The sequence below is a fragment of the Streptococcus oralis genome (assembly GCF_003942875.1).
Lineage (GTDB): Bacteria > Bacillota > Bacilli > Lactobacillales > Streptococcaceae > Streptococcus > Streptococcus oralis_BX.
Genome location: NZ_RMVK01000001.1, coordinates 354549 through 378592, shown reverse-complemented (window position 1 = coordinate 378592; position 24044 = coordinate 354549). Strand labels below are relative to the sequence as shown.

Below are 24044 nucleotides of genomic sequence, written 5' to 3'. Positions count from 1 at the left end.
CAAGGTTTATTAGAAAAATCAGGAACTACAAAAAACACTATTTATTCGCTCATTTTTAAGGTACAACTTTGTTTCCATATTTCCTGGAAACTGATAGAAAGTAAGGAGAAAGATGGAACAAATTAACCAAAAATCCCAGTGTCAGCAACTCTGGGCTAGAAACAAATACCTCGTTTTGAGCCATTCCAGCAATATTTACAAGGACATTCGCCAGTATCTCAAGCAAGAAGTGGTGGAGCTGAGTCAGGTTCAAGAACTGATCGACCGTGCCTGTCAAATCCCTGAACATAGAGGTCAGGTTTGCAATGCCTTTCAGCATATTTGGGGCTATTTCAAAAAGAAAGCGACAGATGCTGAGCGAAAGGACTATATGCTCTTGCTGGATCGCTACCGCTTTGGTCAGGCTTCTAAGGAAGACTTGATTGCTAAGACTCGAGACTTGCTGGATCGCTATCCGAATACCTACTTGCAACATTCGACCTTACTGAAAGGAGACTCCCATGAGACTTTGGCATGAGGCTTTGATTCCACAACTTCCCCGTCCTCAGCTCTTGGGGCAACATCGAGAGTGCTGCGCCCTTCGTGGCAATGGCTGGGGGAGAAAGCATGCGACGGTGGACTATGTCTTTACCCACTCTCCCTATCATCTCTATGCTTATCATCGCTTGATCATGGAGGAAATGGCTGACCGTGGCTACAATGTCAGTCCAGAGTGGCTGGACAAGAACTATCGTGGCAAGATCTGTCATCCTTATGANGATTTGCCTGAGGAAAAGTTGGGGAATCCTATCTATAGCGAACATGACACAGCCTACTATGAGGAGTGTCTGGCAAATCTCCGAGAGAAAGGGATTGAGCTGGAGTAAGAGTCAGGATTATCTCCAATTTATAACTCCTCTCGTAATTTTTTCGAATAATAAAGATGAGACCTTTAGAGTTTTTCTAAGGTCTTGTTTTTATGGGTATTAGAATTTACTTTTAATAACTTTTAAGTTATAATTAAATTGAAAAGAGGTTGCTTGGTGCATACGATTTACTTCTATAAGGACAAAAATGGAAATGAGCCAGTCTTAGATTATATGAGAGAATTGGCTAGAAAGAAGAGTAAGGACTGTCGCATCAAACTCAATAAACTAAACGACTATATCGAGTTGCTTAGTCAGCATGGGACTAGAGCTGGTGAACCCTATATCAAACATTTGGAAGATGAGATTTGGGAACTAAGACCTCTGAGGGATAGGATTTTATTTGTAGCGTGGCTTGATGGGAGTTTTGTTCTCTTACATCATTTTGTCAAAAAGACTCAGAAAACTCCTAGAAGAGAAATTGAAAAAGCCAAGCGTGAACTGAAGGACATAAAAGAAAGAGGGTTAAGTGATGAAGAATAGTGCCATTGGAAGTAATTGGAAGGATGTCCGAACAGAACTCTTTACCAAGGAGGAAATTCTTGAAAGTGATATGCGAGTGGCTATTATGAGTGAGTTGATTGAGGCTAGACATAAGCAAGGTATCAGTCAGAAAAAGCTAGAGGAACTCAGTGGAGTAAGCCAGCCTGTCATAGCTAGGATGGAGACAGGAAAGACTAGTCCTCAGTTGGATACGGTCTTAAAAGTCTTAGCCAGTTTAGGAAAGACACTAGAAGTCGTCCCACTTGAACAGGAAAAAAGTTGATTAAACCAACCTATAGTCTTTTCTAATAACAAGCCATAGTCACTGATGAGAATCGTCAATAGCTCGTTTGAGCATTCCAACTAAAATACAGGCACAAAACAAGCAATACAAAGGATTTGGGACACTGGTCTCAAATCTTTTTTTGCTACTCAAAAGAGTGATATAGTTTCAAACTATATCAAAGCCTAATTATTTACAATTATACAGACAGTTTCTTTTCTGTTAAGATAGTTTCAATAACAAATTTTGGAGGACACATCATGTCAACTACGATCATCGGTTTCCCTCGTTTGGGTGAATTCCGCGAATTAAAATTTACAACTGAAAAATACTTTAGAAAAGAAATCTCAGAAGAAGAGCTCTTGGCTGCGGCTAAAGAATTGCGCGCAAAACACTGGAACATTGTCAAAGAAAAAGGCATCACTGAAATCCCATCAAATGACTTTTCTCACTATGACAACTTCTTAGATGCAGCTTTCCTTTTCAACGTGGTACCTGCATCCGTTCAAAACTTGGACTTGTCTGACCTTGAGCGTTACTTTGCTTTGGGTCGTGGTTACCAAGGAGAGAAAGGGGACGTGCGTGCCCTTCCGATGAAGAAATGGTTCAACACTAACTACCACTACATCGTTCCTAAATTTGAAAAAGACACTCAAGTTAAATTGGCAGGTCACAAGATCTTTGATGAGTTCCAAGAAGCCAAAGAACTTGGATTGAACACTCGTCCTGTTCTTGTAGGTCCATTCACTTTCCTTCAATTATCAGACTTTGAAGAAGGCGTGAAAGCAGAAGACTTCGTAGATAGCTTAGTGGCTGCTTACCAAGAAGTTTTTGCTAAATTGGCTGAACTTGGTGCGACTCGCATCCAACTCGACGAAGTGGCTCTTGTCAAAGATTTGACAGCTGAAGAAAAAGCTCTCTTCTTGAACCTTTACAACAAACTTTTGGCTGACAAAAAAGGTCTTGAAGTCTTGCTTCAAACTTACTTCGGTGACGTTCGTGACGTCTACGCTGACCTTGTGAACTTGCCAGTAGATGCCATCGGTCTTGACTTCGTTGAAGGTAAGAAAACTCTTGAACTCGTTAAAGGTGGTTTCCCGGCAGACAAGACTCTTTATGCAGGTATCGTCAATGGTAAAAACATCTGGCGCAACAACTACGAAAAGAGCTTAGCTGTTCTTGAGCAAATCCCAGCTGAAAACATTGTTTTGACAAGCTCATGCTCACTTCTTCATGTGCCATTTACAACTGCTAATGAAGAATTTGAACCAGCTATCTTGAACCACTTTGCTTTTGCAGTTGAAAAATTGGATGAAATTCGTGATTTGGATGCTATCCGCAACGGTCAAGGCGCAGAAGCTCTTGCAGCTAACAAAGAACTCTTTGCGACTGAACGTGTTGGTGAAAATGCAGAACTTCGTGCGCGTATCGCTGGTTTGACAGACGCTGACTACACTCGTTTGCCAGCCTTTGCTGAACGTGAAGCTATCCAAGAAGAAGCTTTCAAACTTCCAGCTCTTCCAACAACAACTATTGGTTCATTCCCTCAAACAAAAGAAGTTCGTGCTAAACGTTTGGCTTACCGTAAAGGTGAATTGTCTCAAGAAGAGTACGATGCTTTCCTTGCTGAAACTATTGACGAATGGATCAAATGGCAAGAAGAAGTTGGGTTTGACGTGCTTGTACACGGTGAGTTCGAGCGTAACGACATGGTTGAGTACTTCGGTCAAAACTTGTCAGGTTACCTCTTCTCTAAGAATGGTTGGGTACAATCTTACGGTATGCGTGGGGTGAAACCACCAATCATCTGGGGTGACGTCACTCGTCTCAACCCAATCACTGTGAAATGGTCTAGCTACGCACAAAGCCGTACTGACAAACCTGTTAAAGGTATGTTGACTGGACCTGTGACCATCCTTAACTGGTCATTCCCACGTGAAGACATCTCTATCAAGGACTCAACTCTTCAAATCGCTCTTGCTATCAAGGATGAAGTGCTTGACCTTGAAGCTGCTGGCGTGAAGATTATCCAAATCGACGAGGCTGCTCTCCGTGAGAAATTGCCACTCCGTCGTAGCGACTGGTACGAAGACTACCTTGACTGGGCTATTCCAGCCTTCCGCTTGGTACACTCTACAGTTGCACCAGATACTCAAATCCACACCCACATGTGTTACTCAGAATTTACAGATATCATCCCAGCTATCGACAACATGGACGCGGACGTTATTTCCTTTGAAGCAAGCCGTTCAAACCTTGAAATCTTGGACGAACTCAAAGCGAAAAACTTCCAAACAGAAGTGGGACCTGGGGTTTACGATATCCACTCACCTCGTGTACCAAATGAAGGCGAAATTGACCACACAATCGATGCTATTCTTGCCAAAGTACCAAGCAAGAAAGTTTGGATCAACCCTGACTGTGGTTTGAAAACACGCGGTATTCCAGAAACAAAAGAAAGCTTGATCCGCCTTGTCGAAGCAGCAAAAGCTGCGCGTGAGAAATTGTAAGATAAGATTTCTCTCTTGACACTGACTGATCAAGGAACTGCTTGGCCCTAGCTGGCTCAGCAATCATGAAATCAAAAAGAAAAGGATAATGACTATGTCACGCCAAACACCGTCACTTTCATTTGAAGTGTTCCCTCCAAACCCAGCAGTGGCTAATGATAAAATTATTTCAGCCTTGCAGGATATGCGGGAGCTGACACCTCACTTTATCAGTGTGACTGCCAGCAATAATAAATTTAATATCAAGGAAACAACGGTTCGTTTGGCTGACTTTATCCAGAATGATTTGGCGATTCCAACTATTGCCCACTTGCCAGCCATCTATCTGACTAAGGACAAGGTTGGTGAAACCATTGCAGACTTGGATAAGGTTGGGGTACAGAAAATCTTGGCCTTGCGTGGGGATATTATCCCTGATGTGGAGCCACAAAAGGATTTCCGCTACGCAACGGATTTGATCGAGTTCATCAAGGAACAAGCCCCTCACTTTGATATTATTGGAGCTTGTTATCCTGAAGGGCATCCTGACTCGCCAAATCAGATCTCAGATATTCAAAATCTCAAGAAGAAAGTGGATGCAGGCTGTTCAAGCCTTGTAACGCAACTTTTCTTTGACAATGAGCGCTTCTACGATTTCCAAGACAAGTGTACCTTGGCAGGGATTGATGTTCCTATTCATGCGGGGATCATGCCCATTCTGAATCGAAATCAGGCTCTTCGTCTCTTGAAGACTTGTGAGAATATCCACCTTCCACGCAAATTCAAAGCCATCTTAGACAAGTATGAGCATGACCCTGAGTCACTCAGAGCAGCAGGACTTGCCTATGCAGTGGATCAAATCGTGGACTTGGTAACCCAAGATGTCGCAGGTGTGCATCTATACACCATGAACAATGCTGAAACAGCAAAATACATCCACCAAGCAACCCATGCCTTGTTCAACCATCAGTCTTTAGGATAATAAAAAGCAAACCATTCTTCTCAGGTGAGGGGAATGGTTCCTTTTTAATAGAAAAGCCCGCACTTTTTAAGAAAAATATGATAAAATAGACTCTGTACGTACTTGATACAAAGATGAGGGTATTTTCGTTATAGAAGTTTTTATTAAAACATGATAATAGGTGTCTATAAAAAGATATTTCACGCTATAGTGGTATCTTAGATGATAACAATGTTATTATCTAAGACGGGATTTTTGAGACATTTGGCTCAAAAATTAGGGATGAAATTCCCTGGATTTCTAAAATCATCCACTGGATAATTTTACCTTCCGTCCGCACTATTCCAGTGAAATATCAAAAAAACTACTTAATTGAATTTTGGTCTCATTTCTTAGGAAAAAAGATAAGCTTCCTAGCACTCATCGAGTGCGGCGTCACCTTCCTATTTTTCTACAGAAATGTTCGGTAAGCCGAACCGTCCAAAATATCTTGATTAATTGAACACGCCTACAACTCTGTGGAAAAAGATAAATCTACCTAGGAGCAGTCGCTCCGTCGTTCGATTCCTATTTTCCTTTGAGTTGCTTAACGGCTTAGTATCTTGATCTTTGTAGGCAAGGCGTATAATTTCATCAATCCAAAGGGGATTAAAATGACAAAACATGTGTTTCAAACGACTTTTGCGGGTCGTGAGTTAATCGTAGAGACTGGTCAGGTTGCTAAGCAAGCAAATGGCTCTGTTGTCGTCCGTTACGGTGAGTCAACTGTCTTGACTGCTGCCGTTATGTCTAAGAAAATGGCAACTGGGGATTTCTTCCCACTTCAAGTCAACTACGAAGAAAAAATGTATGCGGCTGGGAAGTTTCCTGGTGGTTTTATGAAACGTGAAGGGCGTCCTTCGACAGATGCAACTTTGACAGCGCGTTTGATTGACCGTCCAATCCGTCCTATGTTTGCGGAAGGTTTCCGTAACGAAGTGCAAGTCATCAATACGGTTCTTTCTTACGATGAAAATGCCTCTGCTCCAATGGCAGCTATGTTTGGTTCATCCTTGGCACTTTCTATCTCAGACATTCCGTTTGACGGTCCAATCGCTGGGGTACAAGTGGGTTATGTCGATGGCCAAATCATCATCAACCCTACTCAAGAACAGGCAGAGCAATCGCTTCTTGAATTGACAGTAGCTGGGACCAAACACGCTATCAACATGGTTGAGTCTGGTGCCAAAGAATTGTCAGAAGAAATCATGTTGGAAGCCCTTCTGAAAGGGCACGAAGCAGTCAAAGAATTGATTGCCTTCCAAGAAGAAATCGTTGCGGCAGTCGGTAAAGAAAAAGCAGAAGTGGAATTGCTTCATGTAGACGCTGACTTGCAAGCTGAAATCATTGCAGCTTACAACAGCGACCTCCAAAAAGCGGTCCAAGTAGAAGAAAAATTAGCTCGTGAAGCTGCAACTCAAGCAGTTAAAGACCAAGTAACAGCGGTTTACGAAGAAAAATATGCAGACCATGAAGAATTTGACCGTATCATGCGTGATGTGGCTGAAATCTTGGAACAAATGGAACACGCTGAAGTGCGCCGTTTGATTACGGAAGACAAGGTGCGTCCTGACGGTCGTAAGGTTGATGAAATCCGTCCTTTGGATGCGCAGGTTGACTATCTTCCTCGTGTGCACGGTTCAGGTCTCTTTACTCGTGGCCAAACTCAAGCTCTTTCAGTCTTGACCTTGGCTCCGATGGGAGAAACTCAAATCATCGATGGTTTGGATCCAGAGTACAAGAAACGCTTTATGCACCACTATAACTTCCCTCAATACTCTGTAGGGGAAACAGGTCGTTACGGTGCGCCTGGTCGTCGTGAAATTGGTCATGGGGCTCTCGGTGAACGTGCTCTTGCTCAAGTCTTGCCAAGTTTGGAAGAATTTCCATACGCTATCCGCTTGGTAGCAGAAGTCTTAGAATCAAACGGTTCATCTTCTCAAGCCTCTATCTGTGCGGGAACGCTTGCCCTTATGGCTGGTGGTGTGCCAATCAAGGCACCAGTGGCTGGTATTGCCATGGGTCTTATCTCAGATGGAAATAACTACACAGTATTGACAGATATCCAAGGGTTGGAAGACCACTTTGGAGATATGGACTTTAAGGTTGCTGGTACTCGTGACGGGATTACAGCTCTTCAAATGGATATCAAGATTCAAGGAATTACTGCAGAAATCTTGACTGAGGCCCTTGCTCAAGCCAAGAAAGCTCGTTTTGAAATCCTTGATGTCATCGAAGCGACTATTCCAGAAGTTCGTCCAGAATTGGCTCCAACTGCTCCAAAAATTGATACTATCAAGATTGATGTGGACAAAATCAAGATTGTCATCGGTAAGGGTGGAGAAACCATCGACAAGATTATCGCTGAAACAGGCGTTAAGATTGATATCGACGAAGAAGGTAATGTTTCTATCTACTCTAGCGATCAAGATGCCATTAACCGTACCAAAGAAATCATTGCTGGTTTGGTTCGTGAAGCCAAAGTGGATGAAGTTTACCATGCGAAGGTTGTTCGTATCGAGAAATTTGGTGCCTTTGTCAACCTCTTTGATAAGACAGATGCACTTGTGCACATTTCTGAAATGGCTTGGACTCGTACCAACCGTGTTGAGGACTTGGTAGCTATCGGTGATGAAGTCGATGTTAAGGTTATCAAGATTGATGAAAAAGGCCGTATCGATGCCTCTATGAAAGTTCTTCTTCCTCGTCCGCCAAAACCTGAGCATGATGAAAAAGGCGAAAAGTCTGAGCGACCTCACCGTCCACGTCATCACAAGGACCACAAACCTAAGAAAGAATTTACAGAAACACCAAAAGATTCAGAATAAGAAAAGGAGAAATGTATGGGATGGTGGCGCGAAACCATTGATATTGTAAAAGAAAATGATCCAGCGGCACGCAACAGTTTGGAAGTTTTGCTAACTTATCCAGGTGTCAAGGCCTTAGCGGCTCACCGTCTCTCGCATTTTCTCTGGAAGCACGGCTTCAAACTCCTGGCTCGGATGCACAGTCAGTTTTGGCGCTTTTGGACCCAGATTGAGATTCATCCGGGTGCTCAGATAGAATCAGGTGTCTTTATCGACCATGGTTCAGGATTGGTGATTGGAGAGACAGCGATTGTTGAAAAAGGCGTTCTTCTCTATCACGGAGTGACTCTTGGTGGGACTGGTAAGGATGTTGGCAAACGCCATCCGACTGTGCGTAAAGGAGCTCTCATATCAGCCCATGCCCAAGTCATCGGACCTGTAGAAATCGGTGAAAATGCCAAAGTCGGTGCTGCTGCAGTAGTCGTGGCAGACGTACCTAGTGATGTAACGGTTGTCGGAATCCCAGCTAAGATCGTCCGAGTTCATGGACAGAAAGATGAACCAACGATTCACGAAGTCGAAGAAAAACGGGAGTACTACGTCAATAAACTAGAGCAGGCTAGAGAAGCCAGCCACCATTCGTCAAGTTTGTAGGAAAGGGTGGCAAAGTTATCGAGGTGAAGTATGACAGGAGGTAAGAACTATGTCAGATTTATCAGACGCAATTTTGAACCAGGCAGTTCTTGAGTTGCAAGAACACTTGGATGGTCTTGCTAAGGAGCGCTTTATTAAACTGCCACCTAGCCACCAGCGAGAATGGGCTCATTATATCAGTGAAGCCAAAAAAGATGAGACCAAGCTGCGCCGTCTAAATAAAATGAAGGCGGATTTGCTGGAGCCTTAAAGAAAGAGAAGTTATGCTATTAGAGGAATTTGAAGATGTAGCAGCAGTTATTGAGCCAACTGAAAAGCCAGTCCATGACAAGGGAGAGGTATGCGAAACCATCATCTTGTCCTTTAATGGCGAAATTCTGAAACGTTTGATTGAGTCAGAAGATGTCTATCCGGGGGGCTATTTGAAAAGCATAAACGGCCATCATCCATGGTATATTTATGGCCAAGGTCCTAGCAAACTAGCAGTTATGTTGGCTCCAATTGGGGCTCCTATGATAGTTGGCCAACTGGAGGAATTGGTAGCTAGAGGCTTCAAAAATTTTATCATTTTAGGTTCCTGTGGCGTTTTGGACCGCTCAATTGAGGCGGATAAAATTATCCTGCCTGCAGCCGCATTGCGAGATGAAGGAACTAGCTATCACTATGCCCCACCGGGTGACGAAGTCGCCTATGACGAGTCTCTGCTGATCGAGCTGGAAGCCATCTTTGACAAGCACAATATCGAGCATATCCGCACCAAGTCTTGGACGACTGATGCCTTTTATCGAGAAACGCCTGATAAGGTCAAGCGTCGCTTGGCTGCTGGTGCACAAGTGGTGGATATGGAAGCTTCAGCTATCATGGCTTGGAGTCAATTTCGCAAGAGTAAAGTCTATCAGTTCTTCTACACAGCTGACTATGTGGATCATCATAACCGAACCTGGGATGCCCGCCATGAAGAGCGGACAGCTGATGCCATGACTTTTTTCACTATCGCTTTGACAATAGCCAAGGAACTAGAAAGGTAACTACAAGAATGGCAGTATATTTTTACGGCTGTATCACCATGGATGGCTACTTGGCAGACAGCCAGCACAGGATAGACTGGCTGCATCAGCTTGGTTCTGTAGAGGATACAGGCTATGATGACTTTTACAGACAAATGGATATCACCATCATGGGCAAGCGGACCTTTGAGGAAATCCAAGATTTACAAGATGTAGAAAGTTTTTATCAAGCTACGGAAAATTATGTCTTTACGCATGATAGGCATCTGCCTGTCAGCAATTACCAGCCAGTAGCTGGGGATGTGGTGGACTTTGTTCGCCAGATTGACAAAGGCAAAAATGTCTTTGTGATTGGTGGTAATTCCTTGGTAGGACCGCTCTTGGATGCGGATCTTTTCGATCACCTCATTATTCAGATAGCACCCCTTATCCTAGGAAAGGGGGTTCCCCTCTTTACCCAAGAGGAAGCGCAGCGCTTTTACCAACTGGATAGCCTCAGACAATTTGGCCCATTTGCAGAGCTGGTTTTCAGCCGAAAAAGTCAGAAATAGAGAAGGGAGTGGACCGCATGATTAAAATTTATGACACCATGTCTCGTGATTTGCGAGAATTTGTACCTATTGAGGATGGCAAGGTTAAGATGTATGTTTGTGGGCCAACGGTCTACAACTATATCCACGTGGGCAATGCCCGCTCAACAATAGCTTTTGATACCATTCGCCGTTATTTTGAGTATCGGGGATTTGAAGTCAACTATATTTCCAATTTTACAGATGTAGATGATAGGATTATCAATCGTGCCAAGGAAGAAGGCATCACGCCTCAAGAGGTTGCGGACAAGTACATCGCTGCCTTTCGTGAGGATGTGACAGCTTTGGGCGTGAAACCTGCGACTCGCCATCCACGTGTAGTAGAGTTTATGGCTGACATCATTCGTTTTGTCTCTAACTTGATTGAAAAAGGTTATGCTTACGAGAGTCAAGGAGATGTTTACTTCCGCGTGGAAAAATCTCACAACTATGCTAAGTTGGCCAATAAAACCTTGGAAGATTTGGAGCTAGGTGCTTCAGGTCGTACCGATGAAGAAACAGCTCGCAAGGAAAATCCTGTAGACTTTGCCCTTTGGAAAGCTGCAAAACCAGGCGAGATTTCTTGGGACAGTCCTTGGGGACCTGGTCGTCCGGGCTGGCATATCGAGTGTTCAGTCATGTCAACAGAGATTTTGGGAGATACCATTGATATCCACGGTGGTGGAGCCGACCTTGAGTTTCCGCATCACACCAATGAAATTGCCCAGTCAGAAGCAAAAACAGGCAAGACTTTCGCCAACTACTGGATGCACAATGGCTTTGTCAATATCGACAATGTCAAGATGTCTAAATCCTTGGGCAACTTTATAACCGTACACGATGCCCTTAAAACTCTTGATGGGCAAGTGTTGCGTTTCTTCTTTGCGACTCAGCATTACCGTAAACCGATCAACTTTACAGAAAAAGCAGTGCGTGATGCCGAGACTAATCTCAAGTATCTAAAGAACACCTATGAGCAACCATTTACTGGAACTGTAGATGTTCAAGAATTGCAAGCTTTCCAAGATAAGTTTGTGGCTGCAATGGATGAGGATTTCAATACAGCAAATGGTATCACAGTCGTCTTTGAAATGGCCAAGTGGATTAACTCAGGCAATTATGATGCAAGTGTCAAGCAAGCTCTTGCGGCTATGTTAGAGGTCTTTGGTATTGTTTTTGTCGAGGAAGTTTTAGATGTAGAGATTGAAGCTTTGATTCAAAAACGTCAAGAAGCGCGTGCCAATCGCGACTTTGCGACAGCAGACCAGATCCGTGACCAACTAGCTGCTCAAGGGATCAAGCTACTTGATACCAAGGATGGAGTGAGGTGGACTCGTGATTGATGTCAATCTCATTAATGGGATTGCGCTAGCTTTTGAGGGGGACGCGGTGTATTCCATGTATATTCGCCGCCACCTCATCCTCAAAGGCATGACCAAGCCCAATAAACTTCACCAAGAGGCGACCAAGTATGTCTCAGCCAAGGCTCAAGCTCACTTGATTTCCCTCATGTTGGAGGAGCAAGTCCTGACGGAAAAAGAAGAAGAAATCTACAAACGAGGTCGTAATACCAATAGCCACACAAAGGCTAAAAATGCTGATGTGGTGACTTATCGCATGTCCACAGGTTTTGAAGCAGTCATGGGCTATCTTCATATGACAGAAAATCTGGAACGTCTTGAGACCTTAATTTCTTGGTGCATCCAAAAAGTGGAGGACTAGAAATGCTTGCAAAAGAATTACTAGACTGGTTTCCTGAGGCTCAGATTTCAGATCAGCCAATAGATAAAATAGGTTTTCTCACCCTCCCACTATCTTCTCAGCAGTGGATTTTACTGGAGGAAGCTGGGCTCAGCGAGCGTGAAAAGCAGTTGGTTGCCCTTTTGACCCAGCAGGAGCAGGCTCGTTCGCTCAATCCTTGGTATTCCTATCTGATTGAGGGTAAGGGGCAGGCGCCTCAAACTTTTAAAAAGATACAACTGGTTTATTGCCATCTATCCTATTATCAACAGGAGAATTTAGCCTCTTGGCTAGATATGATGCAGACCCTCTTTCCTAGCTGCCAGACAGTGTTGCAGGTCGGAGTTCAGGACTATGTTTTTGTTATCCAGCAAGATAAATACAGTTCTGTTCGCTCAATCTTATCCGATACGATTGAGGCAGTGGAGTATGACTTCGGTCTTCGTCTGTCTATCATGTTGGGGCAGGTCTGGTCACAGACTGGCTATCAGGCTTTGTCAGATTTAATCCAAGCGGAGCGGGACTTGTTTAAGGCTTGGTGGCGTCAAGGTAATCAAGGTGTTCATACTTTTTCACAGCTCTATCTTTGGAGTCTTGGAGAAGGGCTGGTTGACCTTAGAATTATCAAAGACTACCTTCGTCAGTTGATTCTGGACCAGGATCAGATTCAGGAAATTATCCTATCTCTCTGGGAAAACAGTGCTGTTCTGACTAAAACAGCCCAGCAACTCTATCTACATCGCAATTCTCTTCAATACAAGATTGATAAATGGGAAGAATTAACAGGACTTCAGTTGAAGGAGTTGACGGATCTCACCTTGTGTTATCAGTTGATTTTACCAGATATTCTCTAAAGTTTTGTGCAAGTTGCACAGAACTTTTTTATTTTTTTGGTCACCTTGCCATAGAAATGTAAAGCGTTTTCATCTATAATAAAACTATCAAAAAATAAAAGGAGTTCACCTTCCATGGTAGAATTAAATCTTAAAAACATTTACAAAAAATATCCAAACAGCGAACACTACTCAGTTGAAGACTTCAACTTGGACATCAAAGACAAGGAATTTATCGTTTTCGTAGGTCCTTCAGGATGTGGTAAATCAACAACTCTTCGTATGATTGCTGGTCTTGAAGACATCACAGAAGGTACTGCATCTATCGATGGCGTGGTTGTCAACGACGTAGCTCCAAAAGACCGTGACATCGCCATGGTATTCCAAAACTACGCTCTTTATCCACACATGACTGTATATGACAACATGGCTTTCGGTTTGAAATTGCGTAAATACAGCAAGGAAGACATCGACAAACGTGTTCAAGAAGCAGCAGCAATCCTTGGTTTGAAAGAATTCTTGGATCGTAAACCTGCTGACCTCTCAGGTGGTCAACGTCAACGTGTTGCCATGGGTCGTGCCATCGTCCGTGATGCAAAAGTATTCTTGATGGACGAACCTTTGTCAAACTTGGATGCCAAACTTCGTGTATCCATGCGTGCTGAAATCGCGAAAATCCACCGTCGTATCGGAGCTACAACTATCTACGTAACCCACGACCAAACAGAAGCGATGACTCTTGCAGACCGTATCGTTATCATGTCAGCTACTAAGAACCCTGCTGGTACAGGTACTATCGGACGTGTTGAACAAATCGGTACCCCTCAAGAAGTTTACAAAAACCCAGTTAACAAGTTCGTTGCAGGATTTATCGGAAGCCCAGCTATGAACTTCATCAATGTGAAATTGGTTGGTGGTGAAATTGTTTCTGACGGTTTCCGCTTGAAAGTTCCAGAAGGAGCATTGAAAGTTCTTCGTGATAAAGGCTATGAAGGTAAAGAATTGATTTTCGGTATTCGTCCAGAAGATGTGAATGCAGAACCTGCTTTCCTTGAAACATTCCCAGAATCAGTTGTTAAAGCAACTATCTCTGTATCAGAATTGCTTGGTTCAGAATCTCACCTTTACTGCCAAGTTGGTAAAGATGAATTTGTTGCAAAAGTGGATGCTCGTGACTACTTGCAAACAGGTGCAACAGTTGAACTTGGATTTGACTTGAACAAAGCACACTTCTTCGATGTAGAAACTGAAAAAACAGTCTACTAAGCAAATGAAATGTCAAAACACTGCTAGAGAAATCTGGCGGTGTTTTTTGGTGGTTAAAAAGAAGCAGGACGAGTCTCGCCTTGCTTCTATTATGTTATTCTTCCTTTTTCTTGAGAGAAAGTCCAAGCATCGCTAGAATGACACCTAGGAAGGTTAGGATAGACGTTTTCTCACCTGTATGTGGTAGGGTAGTAGCTACCGGATTATTTGCGCTTGGTAAAATAATAGTTTGACCACCGTTTGAAAGAGTGATTGCATCACCTTGATTTTGTCCCTGTGTATCTTGGATCTCGTGGTGATTTGTTTCTGTAGGTTCAGCCTTAGGCTCTACATAGAGAAGACGGTATTCGCCGAAACCTTCTTGGTCAGAGCTTGCTAGATATTGAATGTCACCATCTGTGCCGACCAAGTTTTTAGCCTTATCAGCTGTCAAGAAACGTACATCCAGTCCTTTTATGCTATCTGTGAAGTGCCAGTTTTTATCTGCACTTGGGTTGATATTTTTTACGTCGAGGATATAGTTGATAATAACCTGGCGATTTTCAAGTCCGAGGAGACGATTGATACTAGCATCACGAACGCCAGGGAATTTACCATTTGCGCGATAGTTGTTGGTTACCACGATGAATTCCTGATCTGGACGTACATCTTTTCCTTGGTATCTAAGATTGCGGACACGACTAGCATCTGGGTGGATCAACTTACCTTCGCGGTCGTATTTATTTGGTTGGGTGACATCGTACTCATAGGTCACACCGTCAATCACGTCAAAGTTATAAGTACGGTAGCTTGGATTGATGAGCTGTTGTGCTTCTTTTTTAGTTGGATCAATCGTGTTGAACTGACCGGCAGACATTTCTAACCATTCTTTGAGTTGAGCTCCTGTGACTTTTAGGATAGCCGTGACATTGTCGTAGAGGTAGAGATCGGCTACATTTTTGATGGCGATTGGGCCAGCTGGAATATCTGTATAGGCGGTAGCATCTCCACGAGTTCCCGCCTTAAATGGTGCAGCAGCCGAGAGAATAGGAAGTTTTCCTTCAGGAGTCCCTGCTAGTTCTTTCTTAGCATACCAGATTTGCGCGTTATTGACGATTTGAACAGATGGATCATCCTTGACAAGGGCAAAATAACTCGTAATTGGTGCAGTTGTTGTTCCGACTTGTTGGCGAACGTATTGGATGGTTCCTTCGTGGGCTGTTTTGGCAATTTCTTTAATTCGTTCATCAGCGTCTTTGGACTTAGTGTGAATCTTACGAATAGAACCTTTGCTGTTAGCAACAGTCCATTTTCCGTTTTTGTAGATAAGGTTGAGGTCGATAATGCCGAGGTGGTCACCGTATTTTCCAGCCATGGTTACAGGAGTACCATTAATCTTACCATTTACGCCATCGACACCAGCATATTTTTCATAAAAGCCAGTGCCATTTCCGCTTGGAAATTCAGCGTGAGAATGCCCTGTTACGACTGCATCTACACCAGGTAGACTTGCAATTTGATAGCCTTCGTTTTCTTCTCCTTTTTCGTACTTATCATCTCCGATACCTGAGTGAGAGAGTACAAGAGTGATGTCTGCACCTGCTTTGCGCATTTCAGGGATAATCTTTTGAATAGCTTCTACGGAGTCATTAACCTGGATCTTTCCTTCGAGGTTGGCCTTATCCCAGCTGAGAATTTGAGGGGGAACGATTCCAGTAACTCCAATTTTGACGGTCGTTTTGCGACCAGTTTTATCAACAAAGGTTTTGCTGATGATTTTATAGGGATCGTAGACATAAGCGCCCGTTTTAGGATCTACAACATTGGCGTTGACAATCGGCATTCCAGCTGTATCAATGACACGTTTGAGGTAGTCTAAACCATAGTTAAACTCATGATTTCCTAGTGTACCAGCTTCAAAACCCAGCTTTTGAAGGGCTGCATACATAGGGTGTTGTTCTCCTTCTTTGACCGGGTTAACGATGGCCTTGTAAGTTCCAAGTGGCGTTCCTTGGATGGTGTCTCCATTATCTACGAGAAGTGTATTGCTATTTTCTTTTTTAGCTTCCTCGATGAGAACAGCTGTCTTTGCTAGTCCAACGTTCTCAGCGGGTTTGTCTTGGTAATAATCATAGTTAACTAAATTAGTGTGAAGGTCAGTTGTTGCAAGGATGCGGACATCGACTTCCTGTCCTTCTGTTGGTTGAAGGGCTTTGTCGTCCGCAAGGCTTCCTTCTTTAGACGGTGTTGTTTCAGTGCTTGCTACTGGAGTAGGATTTTCATCTTGTTTAGCAGGGGCGTCCGTTTTTTCAGATGCCGTTGCCTTTTCATTTCCAGTAGCTGCAACAGTTTTTTCTGATTGGTTTGCTACTGGTGTAGGTGTTGTGCTAGTATCTAGATTTGTAGCTTTTTCGTCTGCTTGTGCAGTAGAAGCTGCAAATACAGCTGCCGTCAGACCTAAAAGGGCTGCTTGTTTACGAAATGATGACATAAAAATCTCCTCAAAAATAGTTTCACTCTATTATACAGGATGGAAGCCAATCAATCAAGTTAAATACGAATGTTTTTTATAAAATTTGTTTAAAATGATAAGAAATAGCTAGTTTGTTCATAAAATCCAATCATTAATCATAAAAGTAAATAGAAATAATATAATCGATTAAAGTTTATAGTTCTTTTTGAGGTCCTTGTAAGGAATGGAGTAAATTATAGAATTGCAGAGCTTTTCTAGTTTTCATATCCTTAAAAAAGTGATAAAATGGTAGGAAGAATTGGAGAGTATAGATGCCGAAAGAAGTGAATTTGACGGGCGATCAGGTAGTCGCTTTAACGAGAGAGTATTTAACGAAGGAAGACGTTGCTTTTGTACAAAAAGCATTGATTTATGCGGTAGATTGTCATAGTGGGCAGTTTCGGAAATCAGGAGAGCCCTATATTATCCATCCCATTCAGGTAGCAGGAATTCTGGCTAAGCTCAAGCTGGATGCCGTAACCGTTGCCTGTGGTTTTTTGCATGACGTGGTTGAGGACACAGATGCGACACTGGATGATCTGGAGAGAGAGTTCGGTCATGATGTTCGGATTATCGTTGACGGGGTGACCAAGCTTGGTAAGGTTGAGTACAAATCACTCGAGGAACAATTGGCTGAAAATCATCGCAAGATGCTTATGGCCATGTCTGAGGATATCCGTGTTATCTTGGTTAAATTATCGGACCGTTTGCACAATATGCGGACTCTTAAACACCTGCGAAAGGACAAGCAAGAACGGATTTCCAGAGAAACCATGGAAATTTACGCACCACTTGCTCATCGTCTAGGGATTTCCAGTGTCAAGTGGGAGTTGGAAGACCTATCTTTCCGTTATCTCAATCCAACTGAGTTTTACAAGATCACCCACATGATGAAGGAAAAGCGCAGAGAACGTGAGGCTCTGGTCGACGAAGTCGTAACCAAGTTGGAGGACTATGCTACCGAACGCAATCTCAAAGGGAAAATCTATGGTCGTCCTAAGCATATCTATTCGATCTACCGCAAGATGCAGGATAAGAAGAAACGCTTTGAGGAAATTTATGACCTGATTGCCATTCGCTGTATCTTAGATACCCAGAGTGATGTCTATGCTATGCTGGGTTATGTGCATGAACTTTGGAAACCTATGCCAGGCCGCTTCAAAGACTATATCGCCAATCGTAAGGCCAATGGTTACCAGTCTATCCATACAACTGTTTATGGGCCAAAAGGGCCGATTGAATTCCAGATTCGGACTAAGGAAATGCACGAAGTGGCTGAGTACGGGGTAGCAGCTCACTGGGCTTATAAGAAAGGCATTAAAGGGCAGGTCAACAGCAAGGAATCTGCTATTGGGATGAACTGGATCAAGGAGATGATGGAGCTCCAAGACCAGGCTGATGATGCCAAGGAATTTGTGGACTCTGTTAAAGAAAACTATCTGGCGGAGGAGATTTACGTCTTTACTCCTGATGGTGCGGTTCGCTCCCTGCCAAAAGATTCAGGACCGATTGACTTTGCCTATGAAATCCATACCAAAGTCGGTGAAAAAGCGACTGGTGCCAAGGTCAATGGCCGTATGGTTCCACTGACAACCAAGCTCAAGACAGGGGATCAGGTTGAAATTATCACCAATCCCAACTCCTTTGGTCCAAGTCGTGACTGGCTCAACATGGTCAAGACCAGCAAGGCGCGCAACAAGATTCGTCAGTTCTTTAAAAATCAAGACAAGGAATTATCCGTTAACAAGGGCCGTGAGATGTTGATGGCCCAGTTCCAAGAAAACGGCTATGTAGCCAATAAATTCATGGACAAGCGTCATATGGACGAGGTCCTTCAAAAGACCAGCTACAAGACAGAGGAAGCTCTCTATGCAGCCATTGGTTTTGGAGAAATTGGCGCTATTACCGTCTTTAACCGATTGACCGAAAAGGAGCGTCGTGAGGAAGAACGCGCTAAGGCCAAGGCAGAAGCAGAAGAGCTTGTCAAAGGTGGCGAAGTTAAGGTTGAAAACAAAGAAACTCTCAAGGTCAAGCATGAGGGAGGTGTGGTGATTGAAGGTGCCTCAGGCCTCTTAGTGCGGATTGCCAAGTGTTGCAATCCAGTGCCAGGTGACGACATTGTCGGCTACATCACTAAGGGTCGCGGTGTAGCTATTCACCGTGTGGACTGTATGAACCTCCGTGCCCAAGAAAACTATGAGCAACGTCTCCTTGATGTGGAATGGGAAGATCAATTCTCAAGCAAGGAATACACTGCCCACATCGATATCTATGGTCTCAACCGTACAGGTCTCTTAAATGATGTTCTGCAAGTTCTCTCAAACACAACCAAGAATATCTCAACCGTTAACGCCCAACCAACCAAGGATATGAAATTTGCCAATATCCATGTCTCCTTTGGTATTTCCAACCTCTCTACACTGACCACAGTTGTGGACAAGATTAAGAGTGTGCCAGAGGTCTACTCTGTCAAACGGACCAACGGCTAATTCTCCTAGCTCTTACTAGAAAGGCTATTATGAAAATCATTATCCAACGGGTTAAAAAAGCTCAAGTCAGTATCGAAGGTCAGGTTCAGGGAAAGATCAATCAGGGACTCTTATTGCTGGTCGGTGTTGGTCCAGAGGACCAAGAGGAAGATTTGGACTATGCTGTGAGAAAGCTTGTCAATATGCGGATCTTTTCAGATGCGGAAGGCAAGATGAACCTGTCTGTCCAGGATATTGAAGGGGAAATCCTTTCTATTTCTCAGTTTACCCTCTTTGCGGATACTAAGAAGGGCAATCGTCCAGCTTTTATAGGTGCAGCCAAGCCGGATATGGCAGCTGCCTTTTATGAGGCTTTCAACCAAAAGCTAGCTCAGGAAGTGCCCGTTCAGACAGGCATCTTTGGAGCGGATATGCAGGTGGAGCTGGTAAATGATGGGCCAGTTACCATCATTCTTGATACTAAAAATAGATAAGAAAACCAAGCCCAGTTGGCTTGGTTTTTGTTTATAGACACTCCCAGAAAGAGGTATGTTTGTTGTAAAAGTCTGGATAGTTTTCTCTTAGGTGGCTTGCCGTTATATAATATAAAGTAGAATGACAGGAAGTAAAGACTGGAGTAAGAGAGTAGAAATATTGAGGGTCAGTGATGGCTAAAAAGACAAATAATAGAAAATCGCTGATGAGCACTCCTAAATAGTAGAAGCGAATTTTTTTGTTCATCTGAGGATAAATCTCAGAGAACTGTTTTTTGAGTCGATTGACCAAGCGAAATAGCAGTAGTCCTTGAGCAAGGATGAAAATGAAGCAAAAAATCAGGCCTCTCTCCAAAGAAAGTTCGTATCGGGGTCTGAAAGTTACCAACAGTAGCAAATCGCTGACTACAATGGCTGCAAAATGGATTCTAAAGAGCTTTTTCATAGGAAGACCTCCCTCTTTTATCTAGCTTCATTCTACATCAAACGAATGGAACTTACAACTAAAATAATAAAAAATCCCTGAAAGGAATTTCTTTCAAGGATAAGGGCTTAGTTGATTTTTTCGACATAGAGTTGTTTGGCGATATCCATACTAACTTGGAGGTCTTCACCTTTGTTGACCAGTGTAAAGGTATTGGAAAAATTATCAAACTGCTTGACTTTGACTTGGTTACCGATATGAATCTCATGCTTTTCTAAGTATTTAAGTAAGTCAAAGCTATCGTGAACGCGAGTCAGGAGATAGGTTCCAGCTTCCTTGGTACCTGCCAGTGGTAAGTTGTTGATTTCAACCAAGAGCTCTCCCTTGGCTGGGATGGTTCCTCCGTGGGGACAGGTTTTAGGGAAGCCCAGCAGTTTATCCAGTCTCTCTACGAAGAGATCGGATACAGTGTGCTCTAGGACCTCGGCTTCTTCGTGGATCTGGTCACTGGTATAGTCGAGATGGTGAACTAGAAAGACCTCAATCAACCGGTGTTTGCGATAGAGCTCGGAGACTAGTTTGAGCCCAATATCTGTCAATAGATAGCCATTCTCCTTGTCCTTGAGGATGAGATTTTCACTTTTCATGCGTTTGATCATCTCTGTTACGGCAGGTGGAGAGACTTGCATACGGGCAGCAATTTCCTTATTGGTGATTTTTTGCATTTCCGTACCGATTTCATAAATACATTTTAGGTAGTCTTCTTTATTTGGAGTCATTCGTTTCCTCTTGTCTTTTCTCTCCATCTAGTATATCAAAAAAAGCTAGATTTCTCTAGCCTTCTGCCATAATGGCTTTGATTTTAGTCCAGTTCTTTCACTGCAGCAATAGCAGCTTCAAAGTCTGGTTCCGTGTTGATGTTGTCAACGTATTCTACGTAACGGATGACATTGTCAGTATCGAGAACAAAGACAGCACGTGCAAGGAGATGCCACTCGTTAATCAAAAGGGCATAATCGCGCCCGAAAGAATGGTCAAAGTAGTCTGAAAGCATGATGGCATTGTCAAGACCTTCAGCCCCACACCAGCGCCCTTGGGCAAATGGTAGGTCCATAGAAACAGTAAGAACGACGGTATTGTCGATGTTGGCAAGTTCCTGGTTGAAACGACGTGTTTGCGTTGAGCAGATACCAGTATCGATAGAAGGGACAACACTCAAGACTTTTTTCTTTCCATCAAAGTCAGCTAGCGTTTTTTTAGAGAGATCGGTTGTCGTAAGAGAAAAGTCAAGTGCCTTGTCTCCGACTTGCAGTTGTTTACCTGTAAAGGTTACAGGATTTCCGAGAAAAGTGGTCATGAAACTACTCCATTCTTTTTTCTTTTATTTTACCGAGAATTGTCAGATTTTTCCAATGATTTGACTGGAAATTAAAAGAGAAAAAAACGACCGTTCATGTGAGAACGACGTTTTTTAGTGGATTACTTAGACAAACCTTCAGCAATCTTGTCAAGGTTGTATTTCATCATGTTGTAGTAGCTGTCACCTTCTTTACCTTCTTCAGCGATTGAGTCAGTAAAGATTTGTGCGTAGATTGGGATGTTTGTGTCTTGTGAAACAGTCTTCATTGGACGGTCATCGACACTTGATTCAACAAAGAGTGATGGAACTTTTGTTTGGCGAAGTTTTTCAACCAAGGTCTTGATTTGTTCCGGGGTTCCTTCTTCTTCTGTGTTGATTTCCCAGATGTAGGCACTTGGGACACCGTAGGCTTTAGAGAAGTATTTGAAGCATCCTTCGCTGGTTACGATGAGTTTCTTCTCAGCAGGGATATTGTTAAATTTCTCTTTGGCTTCCTTGTCCAGTTTGTCTAGTTTTTCAGTATAGTCTTTGAGATTTTTTTCGTAGAATTCCTTGTTGCTAGGATCTTTTGCAATCAACTGTTTAGCGATATTTTTAGCATAAATCATCCCATTTTCAAGGTTGAGCCAAGCGTGTGGGTCTTCTTTGCCTTTCTCGTTTTGGCCCTCAAGGTAGATAACATCAACGCCTTCGCTAACTGCAAAGTAGTCTTTGTTTTCAGTTTTCTTGGCATTTTCGACCAATTTGGTAAACCAAGCATTGCCACCTGTTTCAAGGTTGATACCGTTATAGAAAATCAAGTCAGCTTGAGAGGTTTTCTTAACGTCTTCAGGAAGTGGTTCGTATTCGTGCGGGTCTTGACCAACAGGAACGATACTGTGAAGATCAATCTTGTCACCAGCGATATTTTTGGTAATATCAGCGATGATTGAGTTTGTAGCAACAACTTTTAGTTTTTGACCAGAAGCTGCATCTTTTTTTCCGCTAGCACATGCTACAAGTGCAATGACGGAAAGAAAGAGTACAAGCAATGTACCTAATTTTTTCATTAGATTCCTCCAGAAGGGTTTCCCCGTTATTTAATGATTTTTTTGTTTTTCAGTTTCAAGTATCGTTGCTTAGGAGAGATAAAGAAACTGATTAGAAAGAAGCTGGCGGATGTGAGCACGATGCTAGATCCTGCTGCGAGATTGAAACTATAGCCGATAAAGAGTCCCACAACAGAAGCGGTTGCCCCTAGGGTTGATGAAAGGAAAATCATACTCTTTAGGCTATTAGCATAAAGGTAAGCCGTCGCGGCTGGAGTGATTAGCATGGCCACGATAAGAATGGTTCCAACACTTTGCATTGCGGTGACAGAAACAAGGGTCAAGAGCACCATGAGCAGATAGTGGTAGAAATTGACGGGCATTCCCATGGCTTTAGCCAGGAGCTCGTCAAAGGATGTAATCAATAGTTGTTTAAAGAAAATCCCGATAATCAAAAGAATCAATGCCCCAACACCGATGGTGATCCACATGTCCGTATCTTGGACAGCGAGGATATTCCCAAAAAGGATATGGAAGAGGTCTGTCGAACTCTTGGCAACACTAATCAAGATGACACCTAAGGCTAAGAAAGATGAAAAGGTAATACCAATGGCGGTGTCACTCTTGATGATAGAGTTTCCCTTGATGTAGGTAATGATGATGGAAGCCATCAAACCAAAGATGATCGCTCCAATAAAGAAATCAATTCCCAGGATAAAGGAAAGGGCTACGCCGGGCAAAACTGCGTGAGAGATAGCATCTCCCATGAGAGACATCCCACGTAGGATGATAAAACATCCCACAGCTCCAGCAACAACTCCGATGACAATAGCTGTTATCAAGGCGTTTTGTAGGAAATGGAAATTTTGCAATCCATTGATAAATTCTGCTATCATAGGTCACCTCCATTGAAAAAGAGTTTGCTACCGTAGGCCTTTTTAAGATTGGCTTCGGTAAAGGTTTCTATAGTCGGACCAAGGTCTATTAATTCTCGATTGAGAAGCAAAACTTGGTCGAAATAATGGGGGACTTTGCTGAGGTCATGATGGACGATGAGAACTGTTTTACCAGATTTTTTTAGGTCTCTCAGCGTGTTCATGATAATCTCTTCACTAACCGAGTCAATCCCGACAAAAGGCTCATCTAAAAAGATGTAGTCAGCTTCCTGCACAAGGCAGCGGGCAATCAACACACGTTGGAATTGTCCTCCTGAGAGCTGGCTGATTTGGCGATCAGCATAGTCTGAAAGTCCAACGATTTCAAGAGCCTCTGCCACTTTTTTCCAGTGGCTGGCCTTTAAAGTGTGAAAAAGCGGGATAGATGGATAGAGTCCCAGTGAGACACATTCCTTGACCTTGATAGGGAAATTGTAGTCGATATGGATTTTTTGCTCGACATAGGCAACTCGATGTAAAGATTTCTTGACTTCTTTGTCGTCGAGAAAGGCCTGACCTTCATGTGGGATAATTCCCAACATACCTTTTAATAAAGTTGATTTTCCAGCACCGTTTGGACCAATAATTCCGGTAATAGTTGGTCCTTGGAGCACTAGTGAAATATCCTTTAGTGCCAACGTCTCTTTGTAGGAGACACTGAGGTTTTCGATACGTATCATACAGTTGTATTCCTCCTATCTTTTAATATACATTAAAAAAAAAATTAAGTCAAGTTAATTTTTGAAAAATTTAAAATAATAACTGAAAAATGAAGAAAAAAGAGAGACCATTTTTAATTGCATTCCCA

General features: G+C 43.0%; 24 protein-coding genes. 17 read left to right on the top strand and 7 right to left on the bottom strand.

Annotation, left to right across the window (positions count from 1 at the left end; all coding sequences use genetic code 11):
* Positions 1 to 112 precede the first annotated feature (112 nt).
* The 15 genes from D8844_RS01830 to D8844_RS01755 all read left to right on the top strand — a co-directional run bounded on the left by D8844_RS01830 (position 113) and on the right by D8844_RS01755 (position 14036).
* On the top strand, positions 113 to 517 hold the full coding sequence (locus D8844_RS01830) for a YbgA family protein (protein ID WP_125421452.1): 405 nt from the start codon (positions 113 to 115) through the stop codon (positions 515 to 517).
* The gene (locus D8844_RS01825) at positions 501 to 866 is read left to right on the top strand and encodes a TIGR02328 family protein (RefSeq protein ID WP_125421449.1); all 366 of its coding nucleotides are present in this window, start codon (positions 501 to 503) and stop codon (positions 864 to 866) included. Before D8844_RS01830 ends, D8844_RS01825 begins: the two co-directional genes overlap by 17 nt.
* A gap of 156 nt (positions 867 to 1022) precedes the next feature.
* Positions 1023 to 1388 (top strand): type II toxin-antitoxin system RelE/ParE family toxin, encoded by a 366-nt coding sequence (locus D8844_RS01820; protein ID WP_049477408.1) that lies wholly within the window; start codon positions 1023 to 1025, stop codon positions 1386 to 1388.
* The gene (relB, locus tag D8844_RS01815) at positions 1378 to 1671 is read left to right on the top strand and encodes a type II toxin-antitoxin system RelB family anti-toxin (RefSeq protein WP_125421557.1); all 294 of its coding nucleotides are present in this window, start codon (positions 1378 to 1380) and stop codon (positions 1669 to 1671) included. The genes D8844_RS01820 and relB overlap by 11 nt, the downstream gene beginning before the upstream one ends.
* A 260-nt stretch (positions 1672 to 1931) precedes the next feature.
* The gene (gene metE, locus D8844_RS01810) at positions 1932 to 4181 is read left to right on the top strand and encodes a 5-methyltetrahydropteroyltriglutamate--homocysteine S-methyltransferase (RefSeq protein ID WP_125421446.1); all 2250 of its coding nucleotides are present in this window, start codon (positions 1932 to 1934) and stop codon (positions 4179 to 4181) included.
* Positions 4182 to 4275: 94 nt separating this feature from the next.
* Entirely contained in the window at positions 4276 to 5142 is an 867-nt protein-coding gene (metF, locus tag D8844_RS01805) for a methylenetetrahydrofolate reductase [NAD(P)H] (protein WP_125421443.1), read from the top strand.
* 632 nt (positions 5143 to 5774) lie between these two features.
* A complete protein-coding gene (gene pnp, locus D8844_RS01795) occupies positions 5775 to 7988 on the top strand; it encodes a polyribonucleotide nucleotidyltransferase (RefSeq protein ID WP_125421440.1) in 2214 nt (737 codons plus the stop codon).
* Positions 7989 to 8003: 15 nt separating this feature from the next.
* Positions 8004 to 8621, top strand: a complete 618-nt coding sequence (gene cysE / locus D8844_RS01790; protein ID WP_070567985.1) for a serine O-acetyltransferase — start codon at positions 8004 to 8006, stop codon at positions 8619 to 8621.
* A 49-nt stretch (positions 8622 to 8670) separates the two neighbouring features.
* Positions 8671 to 8871, top strand: coding sequence for a YdeI/OmpD-associated family protein (locus D8844_RS01785; protein WP_008808365.1), 201 nt, complete (start codon positions 8671 to 8673; stop codon positions 8869 to 8871).
* Positions 8872 to 8884: 13 nt separating this feature from the next.
* Positions 8885 to 9649, top strand: a complete 765-nt coding sequence (locus D8844_RS01780; RefSeq protein WP_125421437.1) for a nucleoside phosphorylase — start codon at positions 8885 to 8887, stop codon at positions 9647 to 9649.
* An 8-nt stretch (positions 9650 to 9657) separates the two neighbouring features.
* Entirely contained in the window at positions 9658 to 10179 is a 522-nt protein-coding gene (locus tag D8844_RS01775; protein ID WP_125421434.1) for a dihydrofolate reductase family protein, read from the top strand.
* 17 nt (positions 10180 to 10196) lie between these two features.
* On the top strand, positions 10197 to 11540 hold the full coding sequence (gene cysS / locus D8844_RS01770) for a cysteine--tRNA ligase (protein ID WP_125421431.1): 1344 nt from the start codon (positions 10197 to 10199) through the stop codon (positions 11538 to 11540).
* Complete coding sequence (locus D8844_RS01765) at positions 11533 to 11919, top strand: Mini-ribonuclease 3 (RefSeq protein WP_125421428.1); 387 nt, start codon at positions 11533 to 11535, stop codon at positions 11917 to 11919. Before cysS ends, D8844_RS01765 begins: the two co-directional genes overlap by 8 nt.
* A 2-nt stretch (positions 11920 to 11921) precedes the next feature.
* Positions 11922 to 12791: a helix-turn-helix domain-containing protein gene (locus D8844_RS01760; RefSeq protein WP_125421424.1), complete on the top strand. Its 870-nt coding sequence runs from the start codon at positions 11922 to 11924 to the stop codon at positions 12789 to 12791.
* A 114-nt stretch (positions 12792 to 12905) separates the two neighbouring features.
* Positions 12906 to 14036 (top strand): ABC transporter ATP-binding protein, encoded by a 1131-nt coding sequence (locus D8844_RS01755; protein ID WP_000229940.1) that lies wholly within the window; start codon positions 12906 to 12908, stop codon positions 14034 to 14036.
* Between the two features lie 94 nt (positions 14037 to 14130).
* Here the strand turns inward: D8844_RS01755 and D8844_RS01750 are convergent, their stop codons facing one another.
* Positions 14131 to 16506, bottom strand: a complete 2376-nt coding sequence (locus D8844_RS01750) for a bifunctional 2',3'-cyclic-nucleotide 2'-phosphodiesterase/3'-nucleotidase (protein ID WP_125421421.1) — start codon at positions 16504 to 16506, stop codon at positions 14131 to 14133.
* Between the two features lie 293 nt (positions 16507 to 16799).
* Here D8844_RS01750 and D8844_RS01745 point away from each other — a divergent pair, with 293 nt between their 5' ends.
* Positions 16800 to 19016, top strand: coding sequence for a RelA/SpoT family protein (locus D8844_RS01745; RefSeq protein ID WP_001123779.1), 2217 nt, complete (start codon positions 16800 to 16802; stop codon positions 19014 to 19016).
* Between the two features lie 29 nt (positions 19017 to 19045).
* Positions 19046 to 19489 (top strand): D-aminoacyl-tRNA deacylase, encoded by a 444-nt coding sequence (gene dtd, locus D8844_RS01740; RefSeq protein ID WP_125421418.1) that lies wholly within the window; start codon positions 19046 to 19048, stop codon positions 19487 to 19489.
* Between the two features lie 31 nt (positions 19490 to 19520).
* Here the strand turns inward: dtd and D8844_RS10460 are convergent, their stop codons facing one another.
* The 6 genes from D8844_RS10460 to D8844_RS01710 all read right to left on the bottom strand — a co-directional run bounded on the left by D8844_RS10460 (position 19521) and on the right by D8844_RS01710 (position 23916).
* Positions 19521 to 19934 (bottom strand): hypothetical protein, encoded by a 414-nt coding sequence (locus D8844_RS10460; protein ID WP_125421415.1) that lies wholly within the window; start codon positions 19932 to 19934, stop codon positions 19521 to 19523.
* Between the two features lie 107 nt (positions 19935 to 20041).
* Complete coding sequence (locus D8844_RS01730; RefSeq protein WP_000188541.1) at positions 20042 to 20692, bottom strand: metal-dependent transcriptional regulator; 651 nt, start codon at positions 20690 to 20692, stop codon at positions 20042 to 20044.
* A gap of 83 nt (positions 20693 to 20775) precedes the next feature.
* Positions 20776 to 21270, bottom strand: coding sequence for a thiol peroxidase (tpx, locus tag D8844_RS01725; RefSeq protein ID WP_000206535.1), 495 nt, complete (start codon positions 21268 to 21270; stop codon positions 20776 to 20778).
* Positions 21271 to 21392: 122 nt separating this feature from the next.
* Complete coding sequence (locus D8844_RS01720) at positions 21393 to 22322, bottom strand: metal ABC transporter substrate-binding protein (protein WP_000733079.1); 930 nt, start codon at positions 22320 to 22322, stop codon at positions 21393 to 21395.
* A 26-nt stretch (positions 22323 to 22348) separates the two neighbouring features.
* Positions 22349 to 23197, bottom strand: coding sequence for a metal ABC transporter permease (locus D8844_RS01715; protein ID WP_125421412.1), 849 nt, complete (start codon positions 23195 to 23197; stop codon positions 22349 to 22351).
* Positions 23194 to 23916, bottom strand: coding sequence for a metal ABC transporter ATP-binding protein (locus D8844_RS01710; RefSeq protein WP_049477396.1), 723 nt, complete (start codon positions 23914 to 23916; stop codon positions 23194 to 23196). Before D8844_RS01710 ends, D8844_RS01715 begins: the two co-directional genes overlap by 4 nt.
* Positions 23917 to 24044: the final 128 nt, after the last annotated feature.

Coding starts and splice junctions, on each gene's coding strand:
- D8844_RS01830 (WP_125421452.1), top strand. CDS start 113: ATGGAACAAATTAACCAAAAATCCCAGTGTCAGCAACTCTGGGCTAGA.
- relB (WP_125421557.1), top strand. CDS start 1,378: ATGAAGAATAGTGCCATTGGAAGTAATTGGAAGGATGTCCGAACAGAA.
- metE (WP_125421446.1), top strand. CDS start 1,932: ATGTCAACTACGATCATCGGTTTCCCTCGTTTGGGTGAATTCCGCGAA.
- metF (WP_125421443.1), top strand. CDS start 4,276: ATGTCACGCCAAACACCGTCACTTTCATTTGAAGTGTTCCCTCCAAAC.
- pnp (WP_125421440.1), top strand. CDS start 5,775: ATGACAAAACATGTGTTTCAAACGACTTTTGCGGGTCGTGAGTTAATC.
- cysE (WP_070567985.1), top strand. CDS start 8,004: ATGGGATGGTGGCGCGAAACCATTGATATTGTAAAAGAAAATGATCCA.
- D8844_RS01785 (WP_008808365.1), top strand. CDS start 8,671: ATGTCAGATTTATCAGACGCAATTTTGAACCAGGCAGTTCTTGAGTTG.
- D8844_RS01780 (WP_125421437.1), top strand. CDS start 8,885: ATGCTATTAGAGGAATTTGAAGATGTAGCAGCAGTTATTGAGCCAACT.
- D8844_RS01775 (WP_125421434.1), top strand. CDS start 9,658: ATGGCAGTATATTTTTACGGCTGTATCACCATGGATGGCTACTTGGCA.
- cysS (WP_125421431.1), top strand. CDS start 10,197: ATGATTAAAATTTATGACACCATGTCTCGTGATTTGCGAGAATTTGTA.
- D8844_RS01760 (WP_125421424.1), top strand. CDS start 11,922: ATGCTTGCAAAAGAATTACTAGACTGGTTTCCTGAGGCTCAGATTTCA.
- D8844_RS01755 (WP_000229940.1), top strand. CDS start 12,906: ATGGTAGAATTAAATCTTAAAAACATTTACAAAAAATATCCAAACAGC.
- D8844_RS01750 (WP_125421421.1), bottom strand. CDS start 16,506: ATGTCATCATTTCGTAAACAAGCAGCCCTTTTAGGTCTGACGGCAGCT.
- D8844_RS01745 (WP_001123779.1), top strand. CDS start 16,800: ATGCCGAAAGAAGTGAATTTGACGGGCGATCAGGTAGTCGCTTTAACG.
- dtd (WP_125421418.1), top strand. CDS start 19,046: ATGAAAATCATTATCCAACGGGTTAAAAAAGCTCAAGTCAGTATCGAA.
- D8844_RS10460 (WP_125421415.1), bottom strand. CDS start 19,934: ATGAAAAAGCTCTTTAGAATCCATTTTGCAGCCATTGTAGTCAGCGAT.
- D8844_RS01730 (WP_000188541.1), bottom strand. CDS start 20,692: ATGACTCCAAATAAAGAAGACTACCTAAAATGTATTTATGAAATCGGT.
- tpx (WP_000206535.1), bottom strand. CDS start 21,270: ATGACCACTTTTCTCGGAAATCCTGTAACCTTTACAGGTAAACAACTG.
- D8844_RS01720 (WP_000733079.1), bottom strand. CDS start 22,322: ATGAAAAAATTAGGTACATTGCTTGTACTCTTTCTTTCCGTCATTGCA.
- D8844_RS01715 (WP_125421412.1), bottom strand. CDS start 23,197: ATGATAGCAGAATTTATCAATGGATTGCAAAATTTCCATTTCCTACAA.
- D8844_RS01710 (WP_049477396.1), bottom strand. CDS start 23,916: ATGATACGTATCGAAAACCTCAGTGTCTCCTACAAAGAGACGTTGGCA.